Origin of the sequence: Pseudomonas mendocina (genome assembly GCF_900636545.1) — a bacterium.
In the GTDB taxonomy this organism is placed as follows: Bacteria; Pseudomonadota; Gammaproteobacteria; order Pseudomonadales; family Pseudomonadaceae; genus Aquipseudomonas; species Aquipseudomonas mendocina.
On sequence record NZ_LR134290.1, the window covers coordinates 307,364 to 329,847 of the forward strand.

Consider the following 22,484-nt stretch of genomic DNA (forward strand, 5'->3'; position numbering starts at 1 on the left):
TAGCGATCAAGAATTGAGCGGGGCGTGCGCTGCGTGTCGCGTGAGGATTTCCAGTGAGGGAAAAGATGCATCAAGACAATCCACTAACCGTCTATCTGCGCGACTTCATCGGCAACGTGAATGAACATTACAAGTGGTCATTCAACGAGGTAGCGGCAGCGAAGTACCTCGATCAGCCCTTGCCGGCAGAGGCCACCTGGTTCGACAAGACGCTGGCTCTTAAAGCCCGGCTGAAAGAGCGTCTGGCACAATCGGATAGCCGCCAGGAACATCTGGACATCGCCAGCTACTTCATTTCCGACTGGGGTGGCGTGGGCACCAACAAGAACCTCGAACGTGTCGTTGACTGGACTCGTGCCCAGGCGGCAGAAGGGCGGCAGGCGTTCGAGCAGGTGGAGCTGAAGGGTGTCAGCAGTTGGTCCAAGTACCTGAGTCTGCTGTGCGACTGGGCGCCTATCTACGACTCGCGGGTGGCCTTCGCGATCAACGCCATCAACTACATGCACGGCCAGCTGGACTGCTTTTATCCGATGCCGGAAGGGCGCAGCCCGCGACTGAGCCTGATCGATCTGGAGACCCTCTTCCTCCTGGCCCGTCTGGACCTGATCAGCGACGACGATGTCCGGCATCGCCAGCTCTCTGCGCGGGTGCAGAAGAAATTTCATCTTCCGGAGAAGCAGACCTATTCGCGCTACGTTGCGCTGCTCGAGGAGGTCGCCATACAGCTTGGCCTGGGCGTGGACGGTCACCATCAGGTGGAGATGCTGCTGTTCTCGATGGCGCCCGAGCGCATCTTTTCCGATCTGCTCGGGCATCTGCGCAAGACGCAGGCCGTCACTCCAGCCTAGCCCTGCGCCGTCTCGTCAGATCGACGGTGGCCGGCAAACGCGTCCTGCGGCTGGTTTGAGAGCGGAAAACAAAAAGGCCCAGGTTTTTCAACTGGGCCTGGTACTTAGCGGCTCAGTCGCCCCCTCCGCCATCGCCCCCGCCGCCCGAGTCGAAGTCCCCGTCACCAAAGCCGGTGTTGGAGTCCTGCCCGTTCAGGCCGCTTCTCCTCTTTTTACCCGCGAGTGACTTGGGCCTTGAGCGTTGCCACGAATAGATGGAAAGCACCACGAATGCGATAGCGATCAGCGGCAGAATATCCATGCGTATTTCTCTCCATTGGCTAGCGATGGTCGTGGCAGCAGCGGCCTGCTGATCTCGGACGCCTATCCAGCGAAAACCTCGCCGTTAGAGAGGCCTCCGAGTCGCCTACAGGGCACTTTCTGCAAGCGCCGGCACGGTGAACTGAAACTCCGAGCCCTTGCCCAATTCGCTCTCGACGACGATATGCCCGCCGTGGGCTTCCACTATGCCTTGGGTAATGTACAAACCAAGCCCGGTCCCGGTTGGATTGCCATCTTTTGCTGTCCAGTAACGATCGAATACATGAGGCAGATGCTCCTCGGGGATGCCCTCGCCGCTGTCGCGCACGCTAAATACGATATCGCCGCCGACAGATTTTGCGCGAACGCCGACTGTGCCCCGGCGTGGGGTGAACTTGATCGCATTGCCGATCAGGTTTGAGAGCACCTGAAACAGCCGCTCGGGATCAGCGTGAATCCGTAGGTCAGGATCCGCCTCGAAGGAAATGCTGATGTCCTTGTCGAGGGCCAGTGGTGCGAGCAACGATTGCGCTTCTTCGAACATGTGCCCGACATCGAGCTTTTGCGGGGTGATGGTGTAGCGCCCGGCATCGATCTTCGACGTGTCGAGCAAATCTTCGAGCAGCGTATTCATTCGTCCGGCAGCCTGCTGCATGGTGTCGAGTGCTGTGGCGATGCGTCGTGACGTATGCGGACCGTCGGAGCTGAAGGTCTTTTGCATCATGCTGCAGAGCATCGAAATCACCGTCATGGGATTTCTCAGATCGTGCGAAACCACGGCAACCAACTCGTCACGGGCACGCACCGCTTCCTGTTCGCGCAGTACTTGGCGGGCGAGGTCATGCTCCAGCGCCGAGCGGCGCAGGTCCTTGGCCGCAAACAGATCTCCCTGGCTCCACTTGGTTGAGATCCCAGCCATCTCGACTTTCCAGATTTCGAACGAAGTGCGAGGCCGCAAGCGCAAGCCTGCATCGGAATTTTCCAGACCCATGGGTTTGCGCGGGTCGCCGCTCCAGTTGATGCTCTCTTTTACCTCCGGTCGAAACCACAACACAGCGTTATCCACCGGTTTGGGTAGGCTCATCGCCAGTACACCGCTAGCCACCTGTGGGTATTGCGCGGCGGGCGGATAGACCCCTGAAAGGTGATGGCTGGAAAACACCGGCTCGCCTCTGTCTTGCAACCATTTGTGCAGCGCACGGATTTCCTGGGGCTCCGGGCAGTTGCCGTATCGGTGTAACTGCTTGTCTTCGATGATCGCGACACCGCCAGCCGCTGTTAGCGCCATCAGCACGTCAGGCCGCCTTGCCAGCCCATCGAAAACTGTCGGGGTAGAGTCGTTCATGGCCTGATTGAGCAGCGTAAGCGCATCGATTTTCTCTTCACGCTGACGGTTGATCTCCAGCGACTCCAGGGCGCTGATCTGTAATGAGAGTACCTGACCGATGGTCTGGCAGGCGCTGCGCAGCTCATGCGGTACGTGCAACGGCTGGCGATTGCCGCAGCTGATCAGGCCCCAAAGCTGATCGCCCTTGAGCAGGGAAATGCTCATCGACGACAGCACCCCCATGTTCTTCATGTACTGGCAGTGAATCGGGGAAACGCTACGCAGCGTGGCGAAGCTCAGATCCAGCGGGGTCTGCGTGTCGGGACGCAGCTTCGGTACCAGAGGCACCGGTTGGTAATCGGCATTGGGGATGATTCGCAGCCAATTGGTGCGATACAACTCACGAGCTTGCTCGGGGATATCCGAGGCGGGGAAGAACAAACCATTGAAGACCTCCATTGACGGGGCGGAGGCTTCAGCGATGACCTGGCCGTGACCTTCCTCCTCGAAGCGGTAGATCAGCACCCGGTCGTAACCGGTCATCGCCTGAATTTCCCTGACACTGATGTCGTATAGCTCCTGCAGCGCGCTCGCTTTTTGCAGGCGCTGGAGCATGCGTCCCAGGTTGGCGTTGAGCCCAGCGACGTTGCGCGGCTGGAAATTCTCGACGTGGATTTCCAGCTCCAGGATCAACACACCTTCATGCCGGTGCAGCAAGCCCTCGAATGCCTTGCCATTGACGTGAAAGTGCAGCGGGCCGGCGTCTGCAAACCCAGGCTGCACGAGCGCCTTGCACACCGCGTCGGCATGGGCCTTGCCGATCAGCCGGTGTAACGGCAGGCCGATCACTTCTTGCGGCGTGTGCGCCAGCAAGGTTTCGACATTGGCGCTGACCTGAATGATCTCGAGGCCGGGTTCGCTGAGAGTCAGCAGTACGCCATGAGGCTGAATCGCTCCGGGGAAGCGGATGGGTTCGTCGGCGCAGTTGGCCAGCAGTACTTCGAAGGCCTCTTTGTTCGGTGGGGTCATATCAGTACCTCTCTGCTTTCGAGCCAGCGCTCGAAACAGGCGAATGTGGCTTGGGCCGCCCTGACAACGGCTCCGCGCTCGTCCGTATCCAGGGATCGACTACCCAGGTACGCGATAAAACTGCGCCAGCGTCGCCCGGTTTCCGCACCGTAGATATCGAGGAATGCCGCTCCGTTGTCGGCATCCAGGCCCAGCCGCGAAGCCATTTCCCGGCGCAGGATTTGTCCACCGAGTGTTGCCCCTTCGAGCACATACAGAACGCCCAGCCAGGTGGGCCTGCAGCTTATTGCAGGCAACGACTGGCAGACCGGCAAACACTCGATGGCCTCGTCTGACAGACCTAGAGCATGCAGGTCCTGGCGCAGGGTCGGTGCTTTGAGACGCGACACCAGATCGAAATCGGCAGGCGTCACGTCGCTGTCGAGCAACGCGTTTTCAAGCGGCAGATAGAAACCGTAGTACGCCTGCATCAGCCGTTGAAAGGCGTTCGTATCGAGAAGAACTGAGAAAAAAGGAAGCTGTTTTTCCAGTCTGATGTGCAGTTTTGCAGTGCCGGCCCGCAGATCTTGCAGCACCGGCAGCACAGGAACTTCGCGTGCCTTGGCTTGCATTGGGAGGCTCTTGTGAAGGCCCTGTACGGGGGCCAATTGTAAAGTGAGCAGGGACTAACCCTACCACGCGAGCTGTTATACCCAAGCTAAAAACGGTGATTCCGGATAAGCGGAGTGCTGAGTAGCCAAAGGCCATCCTGGATATCAGAGCCATCGCGAGGCGCGCCGACCTGCTGCCGGGTGGGGGGCGACACGTCAACCCGCGACTATTCGAGTCGCTGCACCTTCATCGCGCCTGACTTATGTGATTAACAGGCTCCAGCGATCAAGGGCTTCGTCTTGTGCGATATCGGCACGTGAGAAAATGAGTGCGCCAAATGCTTCCTGGGAAAACCTGGCCTTGCTTCAGGCCTTGGCGCGAAGTCGTTGGTCATGTCCATGAGACATGCACCATTGGAAAAAACAAAGGGCCTAGGTTTTCACCTAGGCCCTCGATTTATCTGGCGCACTCGGCGGGATTCGAACCCACGACCCCTGCCTTCGGAGGGCAGTACTCTATCCAGCTGAGCTACGAGTGCGTTGCGGGGCGCAATCATACGCATCTCGGCGGTTAGCGTCCATTGTGCATGAGTGTTCGTTATTCAGAACGCGCTTTACACTTTCTGGCCTGTTCCAGCTGGCGTACGCAAGTTTTTTATCATTCTTTCGTCGATTTAGCCCCTTCGGCTATTGCCCTTTACCCGACTCGCTCCTAGGATTCGTTTGAGATTTCAAACGGTGCGTTCGGTCATTCTGAACCCTCGCACGTTCAACGGCTCTGAATCCATTACCAGGCCCCGCACGGCTCATGTTCAGCCTGCGGGTTCTGTCCGTGACTCCAACGACTTACGCCGACGCCCGGGTGTCGGAACTGAAGGAGACTGCCATGCAACTGAAAGACCCCCAGCTGCTGCGCCAACAGGCCTATATCGATGGCCAGTGGCTGGACGCCGACAGCGGTCAGACCATCGCCGTGAACAACCCGGCCACCGGTGAGATCATCGGTCATGTGCCGAAGATGGGCCGTGCCGAGACGCGCCGTGCCATCGAGGCTGCCGAGAAGGCGCTGCCGGCCTGGCGTGCGCTGACTGCCAAGGAGCGCGCCAACAAGCTGCGCCGCTGGTTCGAGTTGCTGATGGAGAATCAGGATGATCTTGGTCGCCTGATGACCCTGGAGCAGGGCAAGCCGCTGGCCGAAGCCAAGGGCGAGATCGCCTACGCGGCCTCCTTCATCGAGTGGTTCGCCGAGGAAGCCAAGCGTGTCTACGGCGACGTGATTCCAGGCCACCAGCCGGACAAGCGCCTGATCGTGATCAAGCAGCCGATCGGCGTCACCGCCGCCATCACCCCGTGGAACTTCCCTGCGGCGATGATCACCCGCAAGGCCGGCCCGGCACTGGCCGCCGGTTGCACCATGGTGATCAAGCCGGCTTCGCAGACGCCGTTCTCCGCCCTGGCCCTGGTCGAGCTGGCCGAGCGTGCCGGCATCCCCAAAGGTGTGCTGAGCGTGGTCACCGGCAGCGCCGGCGAAGTGGGTGGCGAGCTGACCAGCAACCCCATCGTGCGCAAGCTGTCCTTCACCGGCTCGACCGAAATCGGTCGCCAACTGATGGCCGAGTGTGCGCAGGACATCAAGAAGGTGTCGCTGGAGCTGGGCGGCAACGCGCCGTTCATCGTCTTCGATGACGCCGACTTGGACGCCGCTGTCGAAGGCGCGCTGATCTCCAAGTACCGCAACAACGGCCAGACCTGCGTCTGCGCCAACCGCATCTACGTGCAGGACGGTGTCTACGATGCCTTCGCTGAGAAGCTGATTGCCGCCGTGGGCAAGCTGAAGATCGGTAACGGTCTGGAAGACGGCACCACCACCGGCCCGCTGATCGACGAGAAGGCCGTGGCCAAGGTGCAGGAGCACATCGCCGACGCGGTGAACAAGGGCGCCAAGCTGGCCCTGGGCGGCAAGCTGCATGCCCTCGGTGGCACCTTCTTCGAACCGACCATCCTGGTAGACGTGCCGAAAACCGCTGCCGTGGCCAAGGAAGAAACCTTCGGCCCGCTGGCGCCGCTGTTCCGCTTCAAGGACGAGGCCGAGGTGATCGCCATGGCCAACGATACCGAGTTCGGCCTGGCCTCCTACTTCTATGCCCGTGACCTGGGCCGCGTGTTCCGCGTGGCCGAAGCGCTGGAGTACGGCATGGTGGGTATCAATACCGGCCTGATCTCCAACGAAGTCGCGCCGTTCGGCGGCGTGAAGGCTTCCGGCCTGGGCCGCGAAGGCTCCAAGTACGGCATCGAGGATTACCTCGAGATCAAGTACATGTGCCTGGGCGGCATCTGATGCCAAGACGGGGCAAGGTGCGAAAGAGCGTGCGGCGCCCCGGTTGTAAGTCGTAACCCTATTGAGTCCCTCGCGGGCTCGGCTCAGTCGATCATCGCATGCTGAGCCGCCCTCCCGCCGGGGATGACCATGAGGACACCATGAGCAAGACCAACGAATCCCTGCTGCAACGCCGTGCTGCCGCCGTACCGCGCGGTGTCGGCCAGATCCACCCGATCGTCGCCGAGCGCGCCGAGAACGCCACCGTGTGGGACGTCGAAGGCCGCGAGTACATCGACTTCGCCGGTGGTATCGCCGTACTGAACACCGGCCACCTGCATCCCAAGGTGATCGCTGCCGTTCAGGAGCAACTGACCAAGCTGACCCACACCTGCTTCCAGGTGCTGGCCTACGAACCCTACATCGAGCTGTGCGAAGAGATCGCCAAGCGCGTGCCGGGTGACTTCGCCAAGAAGACCCTGCTGGTCACCTCCGGCTCCGAAGCCGTCGAGAACGCCGTGAAGATCGCCCGTGCCGCCACCGGCCGCGCCGGCGTGATCGCCTTCACCGGCGCCTACCACGGCCGCACCATGATGACCCTGTCGCTGACCGGCAAGGTGGTGCCGTACTCCGCCGGCATGGGCCTGATGCCGGCTGGCGTGTACCGTGCCCAGGCGCCGTGCCCGCTGCATGGCGTGAGCGAGGACGAGTCCATCGCCAGCATCGAGCGCATCTTCAAGAACGACGCGCAGCCGCAGGACATCGCTGCGATCATCATCGAGCCGGTGCAGGGCGAGGGCGGTTTCTACGTCAACTCGCCGGCCTTCATGCAGCGCCTGCGCGCCCTGTGCGACCAGCACGGCATCCTCCTGATCGCTGACGAAGTGCAGACCGGCGCTGGCCGTACCGGCACCTTCTTCGCCACCGAGCAACTGGGCGTGGTGCCGGATCTCACCACCTTCGCCAAGTCCGTCGGCGGCGGCTTCCCGATCTCCGGCGTGTGCGGCAAGGCCGAGATCATGGACAAGATCGCCCCCGGTGGTCTGGGCGGCACCTATGCCGGCAGCCCGATCGCCTGCGCCGCGGCCCTGGCCGTGCTCAAGGTGTTCGACGAAGAGAACCTGCTGGCGCGTTCCAACGCCGTCGGTGAGAAGCTCAAAGCCGGCCTGAGCAAGATCGCCGAGAAGCACAAGGTCATCGGTGACGTGCGCGGCCTGGGTTCGATGGTCGCCATCGAGCTGTTCGAGGGCGGTGACGTGCACAAGCCGGCTGCCGAGCTGGTCGGCAAGATCGTCGCCAAGGCGCGCGAGAAGGGCCTGATCCTGCTGTCGTGCGGCACCTACTACAACGTCATCCGCTTCCTGATGCCCGTCACCATTCCGGACCCGCAACTGGAAAAAGGCATCGCCATCGTCGCCGAGTGCTTCGACGAACTGGCCTGAGCCGGAAGCTGAGCACGCGCCTGCGTGCTTATGAAGAGACCCGCCTTGTGCGGGTCTTTTTTTGCCTGAAATTGGCTATCCGGTTGACTAGGTAAAATGATCGTTTTACCTTTATCGCATGAATATCGACGCCAAGCTTATATCCGTTGCCGAAGAGCTGTTCGACCGCAACGGCTTCAACGCAACTGGCATGGACCGTCTGGCCCAGGCTGCCGGGATGTCCAGTCGCACGCTGTACAAGCACGCCGGCAGCAAGAACGAGCTGATCGCTGCCGTGCTGATGACGCGTGGGCAGCGTTTCCTGCAGCGCCTGGAGTTGGACAGCGTCGCGGCGCTGTTCGATGCACTGGCCAGCTGGATGGCCGAGGAGGGCGCGCGAGGCTGCCTGTTCCTGCGTGCCCAGGGCGAACTCGGCACGGCCCTGCCGGAAGTTACCGAGGTCGTGGCGGCTTACAAGGCACGTTTCAGCGAGACGGTGCGGCGGATTCTCACCCGACAGTTGGGCACCCGCGCCGATGAGGAATTGGTCGAGCAGGTGGTCATTCTCTTCGAGGGTGCGACGGCCGCGGCCAGCTACCGCGGCTTGGCGGCAGTGGCCACGGCGGGACGCGCGGCGACGCTGCTGGCACTGCGGGGGCGGGCGTGACCCGCGAATGGCGCCTCGGTGTCACGGGCTTCGGCCTGATCGCGGTGTGCTACGGTTTTGCCCGTTTCGCTTTCGGCCTGTTCCTGCCACAGATCGATGCTGACCTCGCTCTGCCGGACGCCGTTGGCGGCCTGATCGCCGGTGGCTCGTTTCTTGGCTACTGCCTCGCCATCGTCGTCGCCGCGCAACTGACCGAGCGCCTGGGGGCGCGTACCGTCGCATTCGCTGCAGCATCGGTCGCCATGCTCGGTATGCTCGGTATCGCCCTCGCGCCATCGGCGTTCTGGCTCGCCGCTGCGGTGCTGCTCGCGGGCGTGAGCACGGGGTTGGCTTCACGGCCCATGGCTGCGATCGTCCAGCCGCAGCGTCAGGACGGTACCAATACCCTGATCAACGCCGGCACCAGTGCAGGCGTGATTCTGTCCGGCCCGGTCGCGCTGATGTTCGGCGCCGAGTGGCGGCTGGCCTACGGCGTGTTCGCAGCCGCGGCCTGCGTGCTGGCCGTGCTGGTGGTTTTGCATGTGCCGCGTACCTCCGCGCCGCCTGCGCAGGATCATGCTGGCGCTGCGCTGTTCAGCGCCACCTTGAAGCGGCTGGTGGCGGCGTCCCTGTTGATGGGGGCGGCCAGCACGGCCTTGTGGTCATTCGGCAGCGAGATCGTGGCGCAGCGTCTGGGCTGGCAGAGCGCCGGGGCCGGATTGCTCTGGGTGGTGATCGGCGCCGCCGGGATCGCTGGTGCCGGGGCTGGGGCTCTGGTCGCCAGGCTGGGCATCGACTGGGCGCACCGATTGTGTCTGGCCGCACTGGCGGCGGCCATCATTCTGGTCGGGATAGGCAACGTGCCGGCTCTGGCGCTGCTCGGCGGCGCACTCTTTGGTGCGGCCTATATCACCCTGAGCGGCATCTATCTGGTCTGGGGCGTGGCTGCATTGTCAGAACGCCCCGCCACCGGGCTGACCATCGCCTTTCTTGGCATTGCCGTTGGCCAGACATTGGGCGCACCGGTGTTCGGCGCTCTGGCGAGCTGGCTGAGTCTGACGCATGCCGTCGTGCTCTTCGCGCTGCTGGCATTGGCAGCGGGCGCCATGCGTTCGACCGTGGTCGAGGCAGTGCCAGTGCGCCGAAGCCCCCACCGCGCAGAAAAAGACCCGCACGAGGCGGGTCGAAGGGTGACAAGCAACAACAGGATTCGGTGAGCCCGGAACCAGTCCGTAAGGCGCAGGGTCAGGTGCTTACTTGGGCTCGAAGATCACGTAGACCTTGCGGCAGGCTTCCAGCACTTCCCAGGTGCCGGAGAACCCGGCGGGAATCACGAAGCGGTCACCGGCGCGTACGGTCTTGGCGTTGCCATCGGCATCACGCAGCACAGATACGCCCTGGAGGATCTCGCAGTACTCGTACTCGGTGTAGTTCACCGTCCACTGGCCCACCGCACCTTCCCAGATGCCGGTGCTGAACTGGCCGCAGGGGCTGCTGTAGTGGTTGCGGACGTTTTGCTCGGGGTCGCCCTTGAGCACCTTCTCCGCAGCAGGGCGATAGTGTTCGGCGGCCGTGCCGGCCTGGGCGAAGTCGACGATCTGCTCGATATTCATCTGGCTGTTCCGTGATGGTCGGTGGCGGCAACCGTGCGGCCGGCAGTGGCGCGACGGTCAAGACGTGGCAGCAGTCTATGTTTAATAAAACGAACATGACAAGGGGCTTTTACTGGGCTTTGTCAAAAATATTGAAAAGCCACAGCCCTCTGGTTTAGTGTGGCGAACAGAATTCGGCCAGCGAGCTGGCCTTGCAGAATTATTGACAGTGCGCGTCCCTGGGGCGCCGCTTCCACCCATTGAGAGGATGCCGGAATGACTAGCCTGACTCGTAGCGACTGGGAACAGCGTGCCAAGACCCTGACTATCGAAACCCGTGCCTTCATCCACGGCGAATATCGCGCTGCCGAGTCCGGCGCCACTTTCGAGTGCATTAGCCCGGTCGACGGTCGTCTCCTTGGCTTGGTCGCCAGCTGTGATCAGGCCGACGCCGAGCTGGCGGTCAAGGACGCCCGCGCCACCTTCGACTCAGGTGTGTGGTCACGCATGGCGCCGGCCCAGCGCAAGAAGGTGATGATCCGTTTCGCCGAGCTGATCGAAGAGCATGGCCAGGAGCTGGCGCTGCTGGAAACCCTGGACATGGGCAAGCCGATCAGCGATTCGCTGAGCATCGATGTGAACAGCGCGGCCAATGCCATTCGCTGGAGCGGCGAGGCCATCGACAAGGTCTATGACGAGGTCGCCGCCACGCCTCACGACCAGCTCGGTCTGGTCACTCGCGAGCCGGTGGGGGTGGTCGCCGCCATCGTGCCGTGGAACTTCCCGCTGCTGATGTCCTGCTGGAAGCTCGGCCCGGCGTTGGCCACCGGTAACTCGATCATCCTCAAGCCCTCCGAAAAGTCGCCGCTGACCGGCATTCGCATCGCCCAGCTGGCCATCGAGGCCGGCATCCCGGCTGGCGTATTCAACGTGCTGCCGGGCTTCGGTCACACCGTCGGCAAGGCCCTGGCCCTGCACATGGATGTCGACACCCTGGTGTTCACCGGCTCGACCAAGATCGCCAAGCAACTGATGATCTATGCCGGCGAGTCGAACATGAAGCGCGTCTGGCTGGAGGCCGGCGGCAAGAGCCCGAACATCGTCTTCGCTGACGCACCGGACCTGCAGGCCGCTGCCGAGTCCGCTGCCAGCGCCATCGCTTTCAACCAGGGCGAAGTGTGCACAGCCGGTTCGCGCCTGCTGGTGGAGAACTCCATCAAGGACAAGTTCGTGCCCATGGTGGTCGAGGCGATCAAGGCCTGGAAACCGGGCAACCCACTGGACCCGGCGACCAACGTCGGTGCGCTGGTCGACACCACGCAGATGAACAACGTGCTGAGCTACATCCAGGCCGGTCATGACGACGGCGCCAAACTGGTGGCCGGCGGCAAGCGAGTGATGGAAGAGACCGGCGGCACCTACGTCGAGCCGACCATCTTCGACGGCGTGAACAACGCCATGCGCATCGCCAAGGAAGAGATCTTCGGCCCGGTGCTGTCGGTGATCGGCTTCGATGATCAGGACGAGGCCATTGCCATCGCCAATGACACCGTCTACGGCCTGGCTGCAGCGGTGTGGACCAGCAATCTGTCGCGCGCCCATCTGGTCGGTAAGGCATTGCGCGCCGGTAGCGTGTGGATCAACCAGTACGACGGCGGCGACATGACAGCGCCGTTCGGTGGCTTCAAGCAGTCCGGTAACGGCCGCGACAAGTCACTGCACGCGTTCGACAAGTACACCGAACTGAAGTCCACCTGGATCAAACTTTAAAGGTGGCGGGGCGATCTCCTGGTCGTCGGCCAGGTGATCGGCTCCCCTCTCCCATTCATGGGAGAGGGGTTGGGGGAGAGGGTCTAGAGTGCAGCGAAACTGCCGGCTACCTCGCTCCCGAAACCTACGGCCGGGTTCCCGAGGAACCCGGCCGTTGTCTTTGCAGTGGCTCGTCAGCCAAGGAATTCACCAATGCGTTGGGGTACCTACTTCGCCGTCTGTGCGGCGGTCATCAGCATCGGCCTCGCGCTGGGCGTGACCATGCCGCTGGTGTCGCTGCGTCTGGAAAGCTGGGGCTACGACTCCTTCGCCATCGGCGTAATGGCCGCGACTCCGGCTGTCGGTGTGCTGCTCGGTGCCTTGCTGGCCGGGCGCCTGGCGGCGCGCTTCGGCACCACCGTGTTGATGCAGCTGTGCCTGCTGCTCGGTGCAGTGTCGGTAGCCGGGCTGGCGCTGGTACAGAACTACGCGGTCTGGGTCGGCCTGCGCCTGTTCATCGGCGTGGCGCTGACCGTGGTGTTCATCCTCGGCGAAAGCTGGATCAATCAACTCGCCGTGGAAAAATGGCGCGGCCGCCTGGTGGCCCTTTACGGCACGGGCTATGCCCTCAGCCAGCTCAGTGGCCCACTGCTGCTGACGGCGCTCGGCACTGCAACCGACCGGGGTTTCTGGACGGGCGTGTGCCTGCTGATCGGTGGCTCGCTGATCCTACTCGGGCGCACTGGCGCACCCCAGGTGGATGCGCACAGCGCCTCCGGGCGCGGGCTGATGGTGTTCTGCCGCAAGCTGCCGGCTATCGCCTGGGCAGTGATGCTGTTCGCGGCCTTCGAAGCGATGATGCTGACCCTGTTGCCGATCTACGGCCTGCGCCAGGGCTTCACTCAGGAGGTGGCGTTGTTCATGGTCAGCGTGGTGGTGGTCGGCGACGCTGTGCTGCAACTGCCCATCGGCTGGCTGGCCGACCGCATGTCGCGGCAATTGCTGTTCCGCGCCTGTGGCGTCGTGCTGCTGGTCTCCAGCCTGGCCATCCCACCGTTGCTGCACACGCCGGTGATCTGGCCGGTGCTGGTGGCCTTCGGTGCCAGTGCCGGCGGCCTGTTCACCTTGTCGCTGATCATGATCGGCGAGCGTTATCGTGATGACGAGCTGGTGCGTGCCAATGCTCACGTCGCTCAGCTGTGGGGGCTGGGCTGCCTGATCGGGCCGTTGACCACCGGCGCCGTCAGCCAGTGGCTGAGCGGCCATGCGCTGCCGCTGATGATGGCCACCGGTGCGCTGGTGTTCATCATCCTGGCGAGCAAGCGTGGCGCATTCAGCGAGATGGAGGCAGCGCGTTCCTGAACCTGCTCAGCGCCACTGCCCCAGGGCCTGGGTCTGCTGCAGATCGGCTTCCTCGATCAGCTCGGCGATGGTCGCACCGATCTGCTTCACCGCCGCTTCGATGGTCGCGCTCGGCGGTTCGGCGTAGTTCAGGCGGATGCAGTTACGGTACTTGCCAGCCGCCGAGAAGATGCTGCCCGGCGCAATCTGGATCTTGTGCGGCAGCAGCGCGCGATTGAGCTTCTGGCTGTCGAAGCCCTGCGGCATCTCCACCCACAGCATGAAGCTGCCTTGCGGCCGGCTGACCCGCGTGCCGGCCGGGAAATAGCGGCTGACCCAATCCACCATCAGGTCGCGGTTGCGTAGGTACTGCGCGCGCAGGCGCCGCAGGTGCGGTTCGTAATGCCCGTCCTTGAGGTACTCGGCGATGGCCAACTGTGGCAACTGGGCGGTGCTGCCGGTACCCAGGTACTTCATGTGCACCACTTGCTCCAGGTAGCGTCCCGGGGCAATCCAGCCGACCCGCAGGCCCGGTGCCAGGGTCTTGGAGAAGGAACTGCAGAACAGCACGCGCCCATCCTCGTCGAAGGATTTGATGCTGCGCGGCCGTGGATAGCTGTAAGCGAGGTCGGCGTAGACGTCGTCCTCGATGATGGCCACATCGAAGCGCTGCGCCAGGGCCACCAGGGCGCGCTTGTTGGCGTCGGGCATGATGTAGCCGAGCGGGTTGTTGCAGTTCGGCGTGAGCTGAATGGCCTTGATTGGCCACTGCTCCAGGGCCATTTCCAGAGCATCGAGGTTGATTCCGGTGAGCGGGTCGGTGGGCAACTCCAGCGCCTTCATGCCGAAGCCCTTGAGCGCCTGCATCACGCCATGAAAGCTTGGCGAGTCGACCGCGACGATATCGCCGGGCTGGCAGATGGCGCGCACCCCTGCCGACAGCGCTTCGTGGCAACCGGTGGTGATCACCAGGTCTTCGGCGGCCAGTTGGCAACCGGAGTCGAGCATCAGCCGGGCGATCTGTTCGCGCAGGCGAATATCGCCGCGGATATTGCCGTAGGTGAGGACGTCCGGGTCCTGCCGACGCGCCTGGCGCGACAGATTGCGCAGCAGCGGCTTCAGCGTCGGGCCGCTGATATCCGGACGACCGCGGCCCAGCGAGAGCACCTCGTGCCGACCTGGGCTGCTGATCAGTTCCAAGACGTGATCCCACTGTGAGACCTCCACTGGCCGCTGCGCGGGACGGCTCGTTTGCGGCAGCGCAGGCATTTGCCGCCCCAGTGGTACGAAGTAGCCGGACTTCGGCCGTGGCGAGGCTAGGCCCATATCTTCCAGGTGGCGGTATGCCTGCTGCACCGTGCTGAGGCTGACACCATGCTCCTGGCTCAGGCTGCGTACCGACGGCAGGCGGTCGCCGGGGCGGTACAGTCCCTGCTCGATGCGGGTGCCGAGCAGCTCGGCCAGATTCAGATAGAGCGTCATGACAGTCGTCCGGTTGGTGCAGGGTGCATTAACTGAGACCAGTACAGATCGGTGCAAAAATTCCCATTCAGGAGAAATTTGCGGAATCTGTATGGAGTTAATAAGAGTTTTTTGAATCTGTCATGGCTTTTCTGCTCACGGCATGCTGATCTCCCATGACAGATGGCTACGGGAGCGCAAGCATGACTGGGTTCAGCAAGACAGATTTTGCCGCAGTGGGCGAGGTAGCACGGGTAGGGTCGGGGAAGAGCGAGACTCGCTACTTCGGCCGCGACTGGCCGGCCTTCTGGCGCCGTCTGAATACCCGTCGCATGCTGCTCAAGCTCAGCGACCAGCATCTGCGCGACATTGGCCTTACCCGTGCTCAGGCCGAGCGTGAGGCGAGCCGACCGTTCTGGACGCTATGAATGAGGCCCCGCCTGGTTGAGATGGGGAGACCTTGATGGTTCCGCTGAACGACTTGCTGCTGTTTGCCGGTGCAGCGCTGCTGATGGTGCTGACGCCGGGCCCCAATATGATCTACCTGATCTCGCGCTCCATTTGCCAGGGGCGCAAGGCCGGCGTGATCTCGGTGCTGGGTGTCATCCTCGGCTTTGTCGTGCACATGTTCGCCGCGGCACTGGGTATCACCGCTCTGTTCCTGGCGATTCCCGTCGCCTATGACCTGCTCAAATGGGCGGGGGCAGCCTACCTGCTTTATCTCGCCTGGCAGGCTGTCCGGCCCGGTGCACGATCACCTTTCGCAGCCCGGCAACTGCCTGCAGATCCACCCTCACGACTGCTGCTGATGGGGTTTATGACCAATGTGCTGAACCCGAAAATCGCCGTGTTCTACCTGTCGATCTTCCCGCAGTTCGTATCGCCTGAGCATGGTTCGGTATTCCAGCAGAGCATCCTGCTCGGGCTGACCCAGATCAGCGTCAGCTTCACCGTCAATCTGCTCATCGCACTATTTGCCGGCAGCCTGTCGGCGTGGCTGGTGGGCAGGCCGCAGTGGCTGGCCGCGCAGCGCTACGTGATGGGCGGCGTGTTGGCCGGGTTGGCGGTACGCCTGGTTTTCGAGTCGCGCAAGGTCACCTCCTAGCGCCCGACACGGATACAGGTCGGTGTTCGGCGGCAGGGTGCCCCCTACGAGAAGTCATTCAGCCGACGGTGGGCTCGCTAGAGCAGTTCCTTCAACCGATGCCAGGCCATCCCCAGTGCCAGCAATGGCGAGCGCAGGTGCTTGCCGCCGGGGAAGGTCATGTGCGGGACCTGGGCGAACAGGTCGAAGCCGCGGCTTGCCTGCCCGGCGATGGCTTCGGCGAGCAGCTTGCCGGCCAGGTGCGTGGCATTGACGCCGTGCCCCGCGTAGGCCTGGGCATGGAACACGTTGGGCTGGTCCTTGACGCGGCCGATCTGCGGCAGGCGATTGGCACCGATACCGATCATCCCGCCCCACTGGAAGTCGATACGCGCATTGGCCAGTTGCGGGAATACCTTGAGCATCTTCGGCTTCATGTAGTCGGCGATATCGGCTGGATCACGCCCCGAGTAATGGCAGGCACCGCCGAACAGCAGGCGACGGTCGGCGGAGAGGCGGTAGTAGTCGACAGTCACACGCTGGTCGCACAGCGCCATGTTCTGCGGAATCAGCTGCCGTGCCTGCTCTTCGGAAAGCTGCTCGGTGGCGATGATATAGCTGCCGGCCGGTAGCACCTTGCCGCTCAGCGTCGGGTTGAGACCGTTGATATAGGCATTGCAGGCCAGCACCAGGTACTTGGCGCGCACTTGGCCGTTGGCGGTGTGCACGCGCACCTCGCTGCCGTAGTCGATGCGCGTCACTGGCGACTCCTCGAACAGCTGCACGCCCAGCAACTGGGCGGCTGCAGCTTCGCCGAGCGCCAGGTTGAGCGGGTGCAGGTGGCCCGAACCCATGTCGATCATGGCGCCGTGGTAGTTATCGGAACCGACCACTTCATGGATGCGCTCCTGCGGCACCATGCGCAGTTCGTGGCGATAGCCGAGGCTTTCCAGCTCGGCCTTGTCCTCGGCGAAGCCGTCCATGTGTGCCGGTTTATTGGCCAGGTCGCAATAACCCCAGGTCAGGTCGCAGTCGATGCGAAACTGCTCGATACGGCTGCGCACGATCTCCACGGCTTCAAGGCCCATCAGCTTGAACTGGCGTACGCCATCCTTGCCGACCACCGCCTCGAACTGCTCGACATCATGGCCGACGCCGCGAATCAGCTGCCCGCCGTTGCGCCCGCTGGCGCCCCAGCCAATCTTGCGCGCCTCCAGCAGTGCCACCGAGAGACCCTTCTGTGCCAGCTCGATGGCCGTGTTCAGGCCGCTGAACCCGCCACCGACGATGCACACATCCACCTGCCGTTCACCGTCCAGAGGGGGGTAGGCCTGCTGGCGATTGACGGTGGCGGCGTAGTAGGAAGCGGCATGCTGTGGGCTGTGGACGGGCTGGTGAACGCGGGCGTTCATGTGCGAAATCCTGATTTTGTTGTGTGGAAAATTCAACGCAGCATAAGCGTGCAATCCATTCGACGCCAAGTGTCCGAGGGAAAAAAGCGGGGATTTCCTCTGCGGTAAGGCGTGCGCGCCGAATCGTGCGGGTAGACTGTGGCGATTACGTCAGGATGCCTGAGCATGAGTTGCACCGACCGCAAGATCGATCACTTGCGCCGACAGATTCCCCGTTTCGATTGCGTACCTGGTTGTCACGACTGTTGTGGGCCGGTCACGGCCTCGTCCGAGGAGCTGGCGCGCCTGCCGGTCAAGAGCGATGCCGAACACGATGCGGCGCTGGCCGAATACAACTGCGTGCATCTGGGACCGAATGGCTGCGAGGTGTATGACCAGCGCCCGCTGATCTGTCGCCTGTTCGGCACCACACCGCGTCTGCCTTGCCCGCATGGCCGCGGGCCGGAGCAGCCGATCGAGCCGGCGGTGGAGCGTAAGGTGCACCGGCTGATCGCCACGACGCGACAGCGTCTGGTGTAGTGGATTCCTCGATGCGTAGATATAATGCGACTCACTTTCAATTAGTCGTGTGTCGCCGCCATGACCAAATCCTCCTCCAGCGTCGAGCTGATCGGCGCCCTTGCGCTGCATTACGACGAGCTGGTCGAGTACATTCGCCGGCGTTTTCAGGGCAGTCAGTTCGCCCGCGAGGTAGTGCACGATGTCTGCCTGCAACTGCTGGAGAAACCGCCGCAGCAGCCGGTGAACCTGCCTTTTTCCTTCCTGCGCCGCGCCTCGTTCAATCGCGCCATCGACCGCCGTCGTGCCGATAACACGCGCAACGCCTATTTCGAAGTGACCGCCGAAGTGCCGGACTGGCACGTGCACGAGCTCGATGGTGCAACTGCACTGGATTTCGAACAACAGCTCGAAGCTCTGCTGGCCATTATTGAGGCTTTGCCCGCGCGCGCCCGACAGGTATTTCTGCTGCACCGCATCCACGGCATGCCGCAGCGCGAGATCGCCGACGAGCTGGGCATTTCCACCAACATGGTGACCCAGCATTTCTCCCGCGCCATGCGCAGTATCGCCCGCGACTGGGAGCCGGCGCGGCGAGCGCTGGCCGGGCGAGGTTGAGGCATGGCTCAGTCCGATCGTTCTGACGGCGTAGCCGGTAGCGACCCGCTTGCGCCATTCGAGCACGCACTGCGCAACCGCGTGCCTTCGCGCGATGCGCTGCTTGCGGAAGCCAAGGCGCAAAGCGCTCGCCAGCGCCGGCGCAAGCAGGCACTGGGTGGTGGTCTGGCTACGGTGTTGTTGGGTTTTACCGTATGGAGTTTCGATCCCTCCTGGCACAGCGAAGATGTACGTACCGCCGTCGGCCAGCGTGACAGCCTGCAACTGGCCGACGGCAGCCGGGTAGTGCTCAACAGCGCTACGCACCTGCGCATCGAGCGGCGCCTGCGCAGTCGGCAGATCGAGCTGCTGAGTGGCGAGGCGACCTTCACCGTCGAGCATGGCGACAAGCCCTTCATCGTGCGCAGCCAGGATGTCGCGGTGCGCGACATCGGCACCGTGTTCAACGTGCGCAGCGATAGCCGCGGTGTTGCCGTTGCCGTGTTGGAGGGCGAGGTTGAGGTCTCCACCCGACAGTCAGCGCCTCAGCGTTTGCAGGGCGGTCAGCAGGCATTGGCTCATGCCGGCCGGGTTGGTGCCGGCGAGGTGGCGAACATGGAGCGCGTCACTGCCTGGCAGCACGGTAAGCTGCGCTTCGACGGCACGCCGTTGAGTGAGGTGATCGCCGATATCCAGCGTTATCGCCAGGCGCCGGTTCGTCTGGCCGACCCTCGTCTCGCCAGCTTGCGCGTATCCGGCGAGTTCGACAGCGATGCCGTCGAGTCGCTGCTCGACCTGCTGCCGGTCATCCTGCCGGTGGCGCTTATGCGCAGTGATGATGGCAGCGTGACGATCAGCGGACGCTAGCTCTTTCAGCTTCGTGTGGGAGGGGCTTTAGCCGCGAGCTTTTGACTCTGTACCGAGGCAGTCGCAGCTCAAGCCCCTCCCACGTTTTCTGATCCCAGTCCCGAGAGAGTAACGAGAATTTTTTGCATCTCGACCTCAACATCGCCCGACGCTCATCCGCCACTCCCTGTGAACGTCATTTCTGATCGCGTCACCGGGGAGAATCATGAGCACCAAACCATCATCGCGCCGTTCGCGGCTGAGCCGTCTATCACTGCTGGCGGCTGGCATCATGCTGGCGTCTACCCTGCATGCGCAGGACGCCACCTACGTCCTCAATCTGCCTGCGCAGCCGCTGGATAAGGCGCTCAATGTTCTGGCGGGACAGACCGGCAGCCGTATCCTGTTCGCCACCGAGATTGCCGCTGACCAGCAGGCGCCTGCCTTGAGCGGCGAATTGACCCTGCAACAGGCCCTGCAGCGTCTGCTTCAGGGTACTGGGCTTACGGTGCAGGAGACCGGTGATGGCAGTTACGTGATCGCCGAGCCCGCTTCGGCTGGCGCCGCGCTGAACCTCGGCGCGATCACCATTCAGGGACAGGGCATGGGCGAGGCGACCGAAGGTTCAGGCTCTTACACCACTGGCCTGGTCAGCGTCGGCTCCAAGACCCCGGTCAGCCTCAAGGAAACGCCGCAAACGGTGTCGATCATCAGTCAGCAGATGATCGAGGATCAGCGCATTACCACCTTGCCGGAGGCCATGAAGCGAGCGCCGGGCATCACCGTGCGCAACAACAACTATCACGTTCAGCAGTTCTATTCGCGTGGCTTCGGCATCGATAACGTGCAGATCGACGGTGCTTCGCCGATGGATATCGGTACCGGGCTGGGTACGTTCTATAGCGACCGTCTTTACGACATGGCGCCCTATGACCACGTGGAGGTGCTGCGTGGCGCCAGCGGTCTGTTGGGTGGCACGGGGGATCCGGGTGGCATCGTCAACCTGGTGCGCAAGCGGCCATTGGACAGCTATCAGCTGAAGTTAAATACCTCTGCTGGCTCGTGGGACAACTATCGACACGAGGTCGACGTCACCGGCCCGTTGGCTTTCGACGGCAAGCTGCGTGGACGTGTGGTGGCCGCGTACACGGATCGCCAGTACTTCATGGACAACCGCAGTACCGAGAAGCCCTTTCTCTATGGCATCTTCGAGGCCGATCTCAGCGACGACACCATGCTCACGGTGGGTGGCAGCTACGACAAACTCAAGGAGAACGGCACGGGTGACGGCCTGCCGCGTTACAGCACCGGCGGTGATCTGAAGTTGCCTCGCAGCACCTGGTACACCACCGTTCAGGCCTGGTCCGATAGCTACACCCGTGAGTGGTTCGTGAAACTCGATCACCACTTCAATGAGGATTGGAAACTCAACACCTCTTACACATACTCCTACAACGGCTCCACCACCGAGGGCATCATCCCCTACGGCTCCGTGGACGAAACCACCGGCACTGGCCCGTACTGGTGGGGCAGCTACGTCTCCAGCTGGAGCAAGCAGCAGGTGTTCGATGTGAACCTGTCGGGCTATTTCGATGCCTTCGGACGGCAGCACGAGCTTCTCGTCGGCGGTGATTATCAGAAGGTTACCAGTCGCTGGCGTGCAGCCCAGGGCATGCTGGGTAAGGGGGACCTGATCGACATCTGGAACCCAGGGGCCACACCGCTGCCGCACAACGATACCAACCACAGCTTCTGGCGCGACTACCACCCCAACGGTCGTGAACAGTACGGCCTGTACTCGACGCTACGTCTGCAGCTGGCCGATCCGCTGAAACTGGTGATCGGCGCCCGCGACCAGCGCTACAAGTTCGAGCAGGCCTACAGCACGCGTGCGCAGGACGGAACCGGGCCGTGGACGCTGCAGGATGATGTGTTCGATCGCCAGCCGACCACGCTCGTGCCCTACGGTGGCTTGATCTATGCGCTGAACGATGAATGGTCGACCTACGTCAGCTATGCCGAGGTGTTCAAGCCTCAGGCGCAGAAACTCCAGGGGCCGTTGGATGCGAAGAAATCCATCGAGCCCATGACCGGCAAGACCTACGAAACCGGCATCAAGGGTGAGCTGCTTGGCGGCAGCCTGAACGTCAGCGCCGCGCTGTTCTACACCACGCGTGAGAACCAGGCGGCGGAAGACCCGGCCTACCCGAACCCTCCGTTCAGCTACAGCGCTTCATGCTGTTTCCTGGCTCAGGACAAGATCACCAGCAAGGGCATCGATCTTGAAGCGACCGGGGAAATTTCGCCAGGCTGGGACATCATGGCCGGCTACACCTACAACCAGATCCATAACGACACCGAGGAGAGGCTCTACAGCACCGTTACGCCCAAGCACCTGTTCAAGCTGTGGACGCTGTACAACCTGCCGGGTGAATTGTCCGACTGGCGTATTGGCGGCGGTGTGACCGTGACCAGCCCGACCTATGTGGAAGGCCAGGCGTATCGTTTCGACAGCAGTGGGAACGTCATCGATAGCCGCGACTACGATTTCAGTCAGTCGGGTTACGCGGTCTACGATGCGATGGTCGAGTACGACGTCGACCAGAACTGGACGGTCGCCCTCAACGGCAACAATCTGTTCGACCGCCGCTACTACGCCAGCGTCGGTACGTCCGAGTACGGCAACTACTATGGCGAGCCGCGCAATTTTACCCTGACTCTGCGCGGCACCTTCTGGTAAGCCATTTGCACCGTGCAAGAACGCCCGCAGCGATGTGGGCGTTCTTCTTCTGCCGCTGTTCTACTCCGGCACCGGCAGCGCCAGGCTCTCCTTCACCTCTTCCATGACGATATAGCTCTTCGATTCGCGCACGTGCGGCAGCTTGAGCAGGATGTCGCCGAGCAGCTTGCGGTAGCTGGCCATTTCGTTGATGCGCGCCTTCACCAGGTAGTCGAAGTCGCCGGACACCAGGTGGCATTCCAGCACGTGCGGCAGCTTGAGCACGGCGCGGCGAAACTCCTCGAAGGTGTCGCCGGACTTGTAGTCCAGGCTGATCTCGACGAACACCAGCAGGTTGGCCTTGAGGTGCTGCGGATTGAGGCGGGCGTGATAGCCCATGATGATGCCTTCGCGCTCCAGGCGGCGTACGCGCTCGGTGCACGGCGTGGTCGACAGGCCCACGCGCTCGCCCAGTTCGGTGAAGCTGATGCGCCCGTCCTCCTGCAGGATGCGGAGGATGTTGCGGTCGATCTTGTCCAGTTCACGACGGCTTTGATGCTGGGTTCTCATGGGGAATCCGCCTCTGTAAAACGGCTTTTTGCCAAGAATTCTCGCCAAATATAGCTGTGTATATGGTGAAAAGCACTGCGCGGCTCTTCCTATACTGCGCCTATCGACAACAATGGCCTGTAACGCACGCGCCTTTG

20 protein-coding genes and 1 tRNA gene are annotated in these 22,484 nt (G+C 62.6%); 13 read left to right on the plus strand and 8 right to left on the minus strand.

What is annotated here, in order from left to right; all coding sequences use genetic code 11:
* Window positions 1–65: 65 nt before the first annotated feature.
* Window positions 66–848 (plus strand): hypothetical protein, encoded by a 783-nt coding sequence (locus EL191_RS01455; RefSeq protein ID WP_041975990.1) that lies wholly within the window; start codon window positions 66–68, stop codon window positions 846–848.
* Between the two features lie 112 nt (window positions 849–960).
* On the opposite strand, the gene EL191_RS01460 is transcribed toward EL191_RS01455, so the two are convergent.
* The 4 genes from EL191_RS01460 to EL191_RS01475 all read right to left on the minus strand — a co-directional run bounded on the left by EL191_RS01460 (window position 961) and on the right by EL191_RS01475 (window position 4,633).
* On the minus strand, window positions 961–1,149 hold the full coding sequence (locus tag EL191_RS01460; RefSeq protein WP_041975992.1) for a hypothetical protein: 189 nt from the start codon (window positions 1,147–1,149) through the stop codon (window positions 961–963).
* A 105-nt stretch (window positions 1,150–1,254) separates the two neighbouring features.
* Window positions 1,255–3,504 carry an ATP-binding protein gene (locus EL191_RS01465; RefSeq protein WP_041975994.1) on the minus strand — a complete coding sequence of 750 codons (2,250 nt, stop codon included), beginning with the start codon at window positions 3,502–3,504 and terminating at the stop codon, window positions 1,255–1,257.
* Window positions 3,501–4,115, minus strand: coding sequence for a biliverdin-producing heme oxygenase (locus EL191_RS01470; protein ID WP_041975996.1), 615 nt, complete (start codon window positions 4,113–4,115; stop codon window positions 3,501–3,503). Before EL191_RS01470 ends, EL191_RS01465 begins: the two co-directional genes overlap by 4 nt.
* Before the next feature lie 441 nt (window positions 4,116–4,556).
* A tRNA-Arg gene (locus EL191_RS01475) sits at window positions 4,557–4,633 on the minus strand.
* A 347-nt stretch (window positions 4,634–4,980) separates the two neighbouring features.
* On the opposite strand from EL191_RS01475, the gene gabD reads away from it, so the two are divergent.
* From gabD to EL191_RS01495, 4 genes are all read left to right on the plus strand, one after another.
* Window positions 4,981–6,432, plus strand: coding sequence for an NADP-dependent succinate-semialdehyde dehydrogenase (gene gabD / locus EL191_RS01480; protein ID WP_017361188.1), 1,452 nt, complete (start codon window positions 4,981–4,983; stop codon window positions 6,430–6,432).
* Window positions 6,433–6,572: 140 nt separating this feature from the next.
* Window positions 6,573–7,853 carry a 4-aminobutyrate--2-oxoglutarate transaminase gene (gene gabT, locus EL191_RS01485; protein WP_041975998.1) on the plus strand — a complete coding sequence of 427 codons (1,281 nt, stop codon included), beginning with the start codon at window positions 6,573–6,575 and terminating at the stop codon, window positions 7,851–7,853.
* Window positions 7,854–7,971: 118 nt separating this feature from the next.
* Window positions 7,972–8,499: a TetR/AcrR family transcriptional regulator gene (locus tag EL191_RS01490; protein WP_041976000.1), complete on the plus strand. Its 528-nt coding sequence runs from the start codon at window positions 7,972–7,974 to the stop codon at window positions 8,497–8,499.
* A complete protein-coding gene (locus tag EL191_RS01495; RefSeq protein ID WP_041976002.1) occupies window positions 8,496–9,695 on the plus strand; it encodes an MFS transporter in 1,200 nt (399 codons plus the stop codon). The genes EL191_RS01490 and EL191_RS01495 overlap by 4 nt, the downstream gene beginning before the upstream one ends.
* Window positions 9,696–9,731: 36 nt before the next feature.
* Here EL191_RS01495 and EL191_RS01500 read toward each other — a convergent pair whose 3' ends face one another.
* Window positions 9,732–10,091 carry a cupin domain-containing protein gene (locus EL191_RS01500; RefSeq protein WP_041976004.1) on the minus strand — a complete coding sequence of 120 codons (360 nt, stop codon included), beginning with the start codon at window positions 10,089–10,091 and terminating at the stop codon, window positions 9,732–9,734.
* 255 nt (window positions 10,092–10,346) lie between these two features.
* Here EL191_RS01500 and EL191_RS01505 point away from each other — a divergent pair, with 255 nt between their 5' ends.
* Both EL191_RS01505 and EL191_RS01510 read left to right on the plus strand, forming a co-directional pair.
* On the plus strand, window positions 10,347–11,840 hold the full coding sequence (locus tag EL191_RS01505; protein ID WP_041976006.1) for an aldehyde dehydrogenase: 1,494 nt from the start codon (window positions 10,347–10,349) through the stop codon (window positions 11,838–11,840).
* A gap of 192 nt (window positions 11,841–12,032) precedes the next feature.
* On the plus strand, window positions 12,033–13,181 hold the full coding sequence (locus EL191_RS01510; protein WP_013713446.1) for an MFS transporter: 1,149 nt from the start codon (window positions 12,033–12,035) through the stop codon (window positions 13,179–13,181).
* Between the two features lie 6 nt (window positions 13,182–13,187).
* Here EL191_RS01510 and EL191_RS01515 read toward each other — a convergent pair whose 3' ends face one another.
* Window positions 13,188–14,642: an aminotransferase-like domain-containing protein gene (locus tag EL191_RS01515; RefSeq protein ID WP_041976008.1), complete on the minus strand. Its 1,455-nt coding sequence runs from the start codon at window positions 14,640–14,642 to the stop codon at window positions 13,188–13,190.
* A 182-nt stretch (window positions 14,643–14,824) separates the two neighbouring features.
* Between EL191_RS01515 and EL191_RS01520 the strand changes: the two genes are divergently transcribed.
* Both EL191_RS01520 and EL191_RS01525 read left to right on the plus strand, forming a co-directional pair.
* Window positions 14,825–15,049: a DUF1127 domain-containing protein gene (locus EL191_RS01520; RefSeq protein WP_041976010.1), complete on the plus strand. Its 225-nt coding sequence runs from the start codon at window positions 14,825–14,827 to the stop codon at window positions 15,047–15,049.
* A 35-nt stretch (window positions 15,050–15,084) separates the two neighbouring features.
* Entirely contained in the window at window positions 15,085–15,726 is a 642-nt protein-coding gene (locus EL191_RS01525) for a LysE family translocator (RefSeq protein WP_041976012.1), read from the plus strand.
* 77 nt (window positions 15,727–15,803) lie between these two features.
* On the opposite strand, the gene EL191_RS01530 is transcribed toward EL191_RS01525, so the two are convergent.
* Window positions 15,804–17,117 (minus strand): NAD(P)/FAD-dependent oxidoreductase, encoded by a 1,314-nt coding sequence (locus EL191_RS01530; RefSeq protein WP_041976014.1) that lies wholly within the window; start codon window positions 17,115–17,117, stop codon window positions 15,804–15,806.
* Between the two features lie 165 nt (window positions 17,118–17,282).
* Here EL191_RS01530 and EL191_RS01535 point away from each other — a divergent pair, with 165 nt between their 5' ends.
* The 4 genes from EL191_RS01535 to EL191_RS01550 all read left to right on the plus strand — a co-directional run bounded on the left by EL191_RS01535 (window position 17,283) and on the right by EL191_RS01550 (window position 21,798).
* A complete protein-coding gene (locus EL191_RS01535; protein ID WP_017361193.1) occupies window positions 17,283–17,636 on the plus strand; it encodes a YkgJ family cysteine cluster protein in 354 nt (117 codons plus the stop codon).
* A gap of 60 nt (window positions 17,637–17,696) precedes the next feature.
* Window positions 17,697–18,233 carry an RNA polymerase sigma factor gene (locus EL191_RS01540; RefSeq protein ID WP_013713451.1) on the plus strand — a complete coding sequence of 179 codons (537 nt, stop codon included), beginning with the start codon at window positions 17,697–17,699 and terminating at the stop codon, window positions 18,231–18,233.
* 3 nt (window positions 18,234–18,236) lie between these two features.
* On the plus strand, window positions 18,237–19,079 hold the full coding sequence (locus EL191_RS01545; protein ID WP_013713452.1) for a FecR family protein: 843 nt from the start codon (window positions 18,237–18,239) through the stop codon (window positions 19,077–19,079).
* Window positions 19,080–19,284: 205 nt separating this feature from the next.
* Entirely contained in the window at window positions 19,285–21,798 is a 2,514-nt protein-coding gene (locus tag EL191_RS01550; RefSeq protein ID WP_041976016.1) for a TonB-dependent siderophore receptor, read from the plus strand.
* Window positions 21,799–21,858: 60 nt separating this feature from the next.
* On the opposite strand, the gene dadR is transcribed toward EL191_RS01550, so the two are convergent.
* Window positions 21,859–22,347: a transcriptional regulator DadR gene (dadR, locus tag EL191_RS01555; protein WP_013713454.1), complete on the minus strand. Its 489-nt coding sequence runs from the start codon at window positions 22,345–22,347 to the stop codon at window positions 21,859–21,861.
* Between the last annotated feature and the right edge of the window lie 137 nt (window positions 22,348–22,484).

Bases quoted from the DNA above. Each gene is read 5' to 3' on its own strand.
- EL191_RS01455 (WP_041975990.1), top strand. From the start codon at position 66: ATGCATCAAGACAATCCACTAACCGTCTATCTGCGCGACTTCATCGGC.
- EL191_RS01460 (WP_041975992.1), bottom strand. From the start codon at position 1,149: ATGGATATTCTGCCGCTGATCGCTATCGCATTCGTGGTGCTTTCCATC.
- EL191_RS01465 (WP_041975994.1), bottom strand. From the start codon at position 3,504: ATGACCCCACCGAACAAAGAGGCCTTCGAAGTACTGCTGGCCAACTGC.
- EL191_RS01470 (WP_041975996.1), bottom strand. From the start codon at position 4,115: ATGCAAGCCAAGGCACGCGAAGTTCCTGTGCTGCCGGTGCTGCAAGAT.
- gabD (WP_017361188.1), top strand. From the start codon at position 4,981: ATGCAACTGAAAGACCCCCAGCTGCTGCGCCAACAGGCCTATATCGAT.
- gabT (WP_041975998.1), top strand. From the start codon at position 6,573: ATGAGCAAGACCAACGAATCCCTGCTGCAACGCCGTGCTGCCGCCGTA.
- EL191_RS01490 (WP_041976000.1), top strand. From the start codon at position 7,972: ATGAATATCGACGCCAAGCTTATATCCGTTGCCGAAGAGCTGTTCGAC.
- EL191_RS01500 (WP_041976004.1), bottom strand. From the start codon at position 10,091: ATGAATATCGAGCAGATCGTCGACTTCGCCCAGGCCGGCACGGCCGCC.
- EL191_RS01505 (WP_041976006.1), top strand. From the start codon at position 10,347: ATGACTAGCCTGACTCGTAGCGACTGGGAACAGCGTGCCAAGACCCTG.
- EL191_RS01510 (WP_013713446.1), top strand. From the start codon at position 12,033: ATGCGTTGGGGTACCTACTTCGCCGTCTGTGCGGCGGTCATCAGCATC.
- EL191_RS01515 (WP_041976008.1), bottom strand. From the start codon at position 14,642: ATGACGCTCTATCTGAATCTGGCCGAGCTGCTCGGCACCCGCATCGAG.
- EL191_RS01520 (WP_041976010.1), top strand. From the start codon at position 14,825: ATGACTGGGTTCAGCAAGACAGATTTTGCCGCAGTGGGCGAGGTAGCA.
- EL191_RS01525 (WP_041976012.1), top strand. From the start codon at position 15,085: ATGGTTCCGCTGAACGACTTGCTGCTGTTTGCCGGTGCAGCGCTGCTG.
- EL191_RS01530 (WP_041976014.1), bottom strand. From the start codon at position 17,117: ATGAACGCCCGCGTTCACCAGCCCGTCCACAGCCCACAGCATGCCGCT.
- EL191_RS01535 (WP_017361193.1), top strand. From the start codon at position 17,283: ATGAGTTGCACCGACCGCAAGATCGATCACTTGCGCCGACAGATTCCC.
- EL191_RS01540 (WP_013713451.1), top strand. From the start codon at position 17,697: ATGACCAAATCCTCCTCCAGCGTCGAGCTGATCGGCGCCCTTGCGCTG.
- EL191_RS01545 (WP_013713452.1), top strand. From the start codon at position 18,237: ATGGCTCAGTCCGATCGTTCTGACGGCGTAGCCGGTAGCGACCCGCTT.
- EL191_RS01550 (WP_041976016.1), top strand. From the start codon at position 19,285: ATGAGCACCAAACCATCATCGCGCCGTTCGCGGCTGAGCCGTCTATCA.
- dadR (WP_013713454.1), bottom strand. From the start codon at position 22,347: ATGAGAACCCAGCATCAAAGCCGTCGTGAACTGGACAAGATCGACCGC.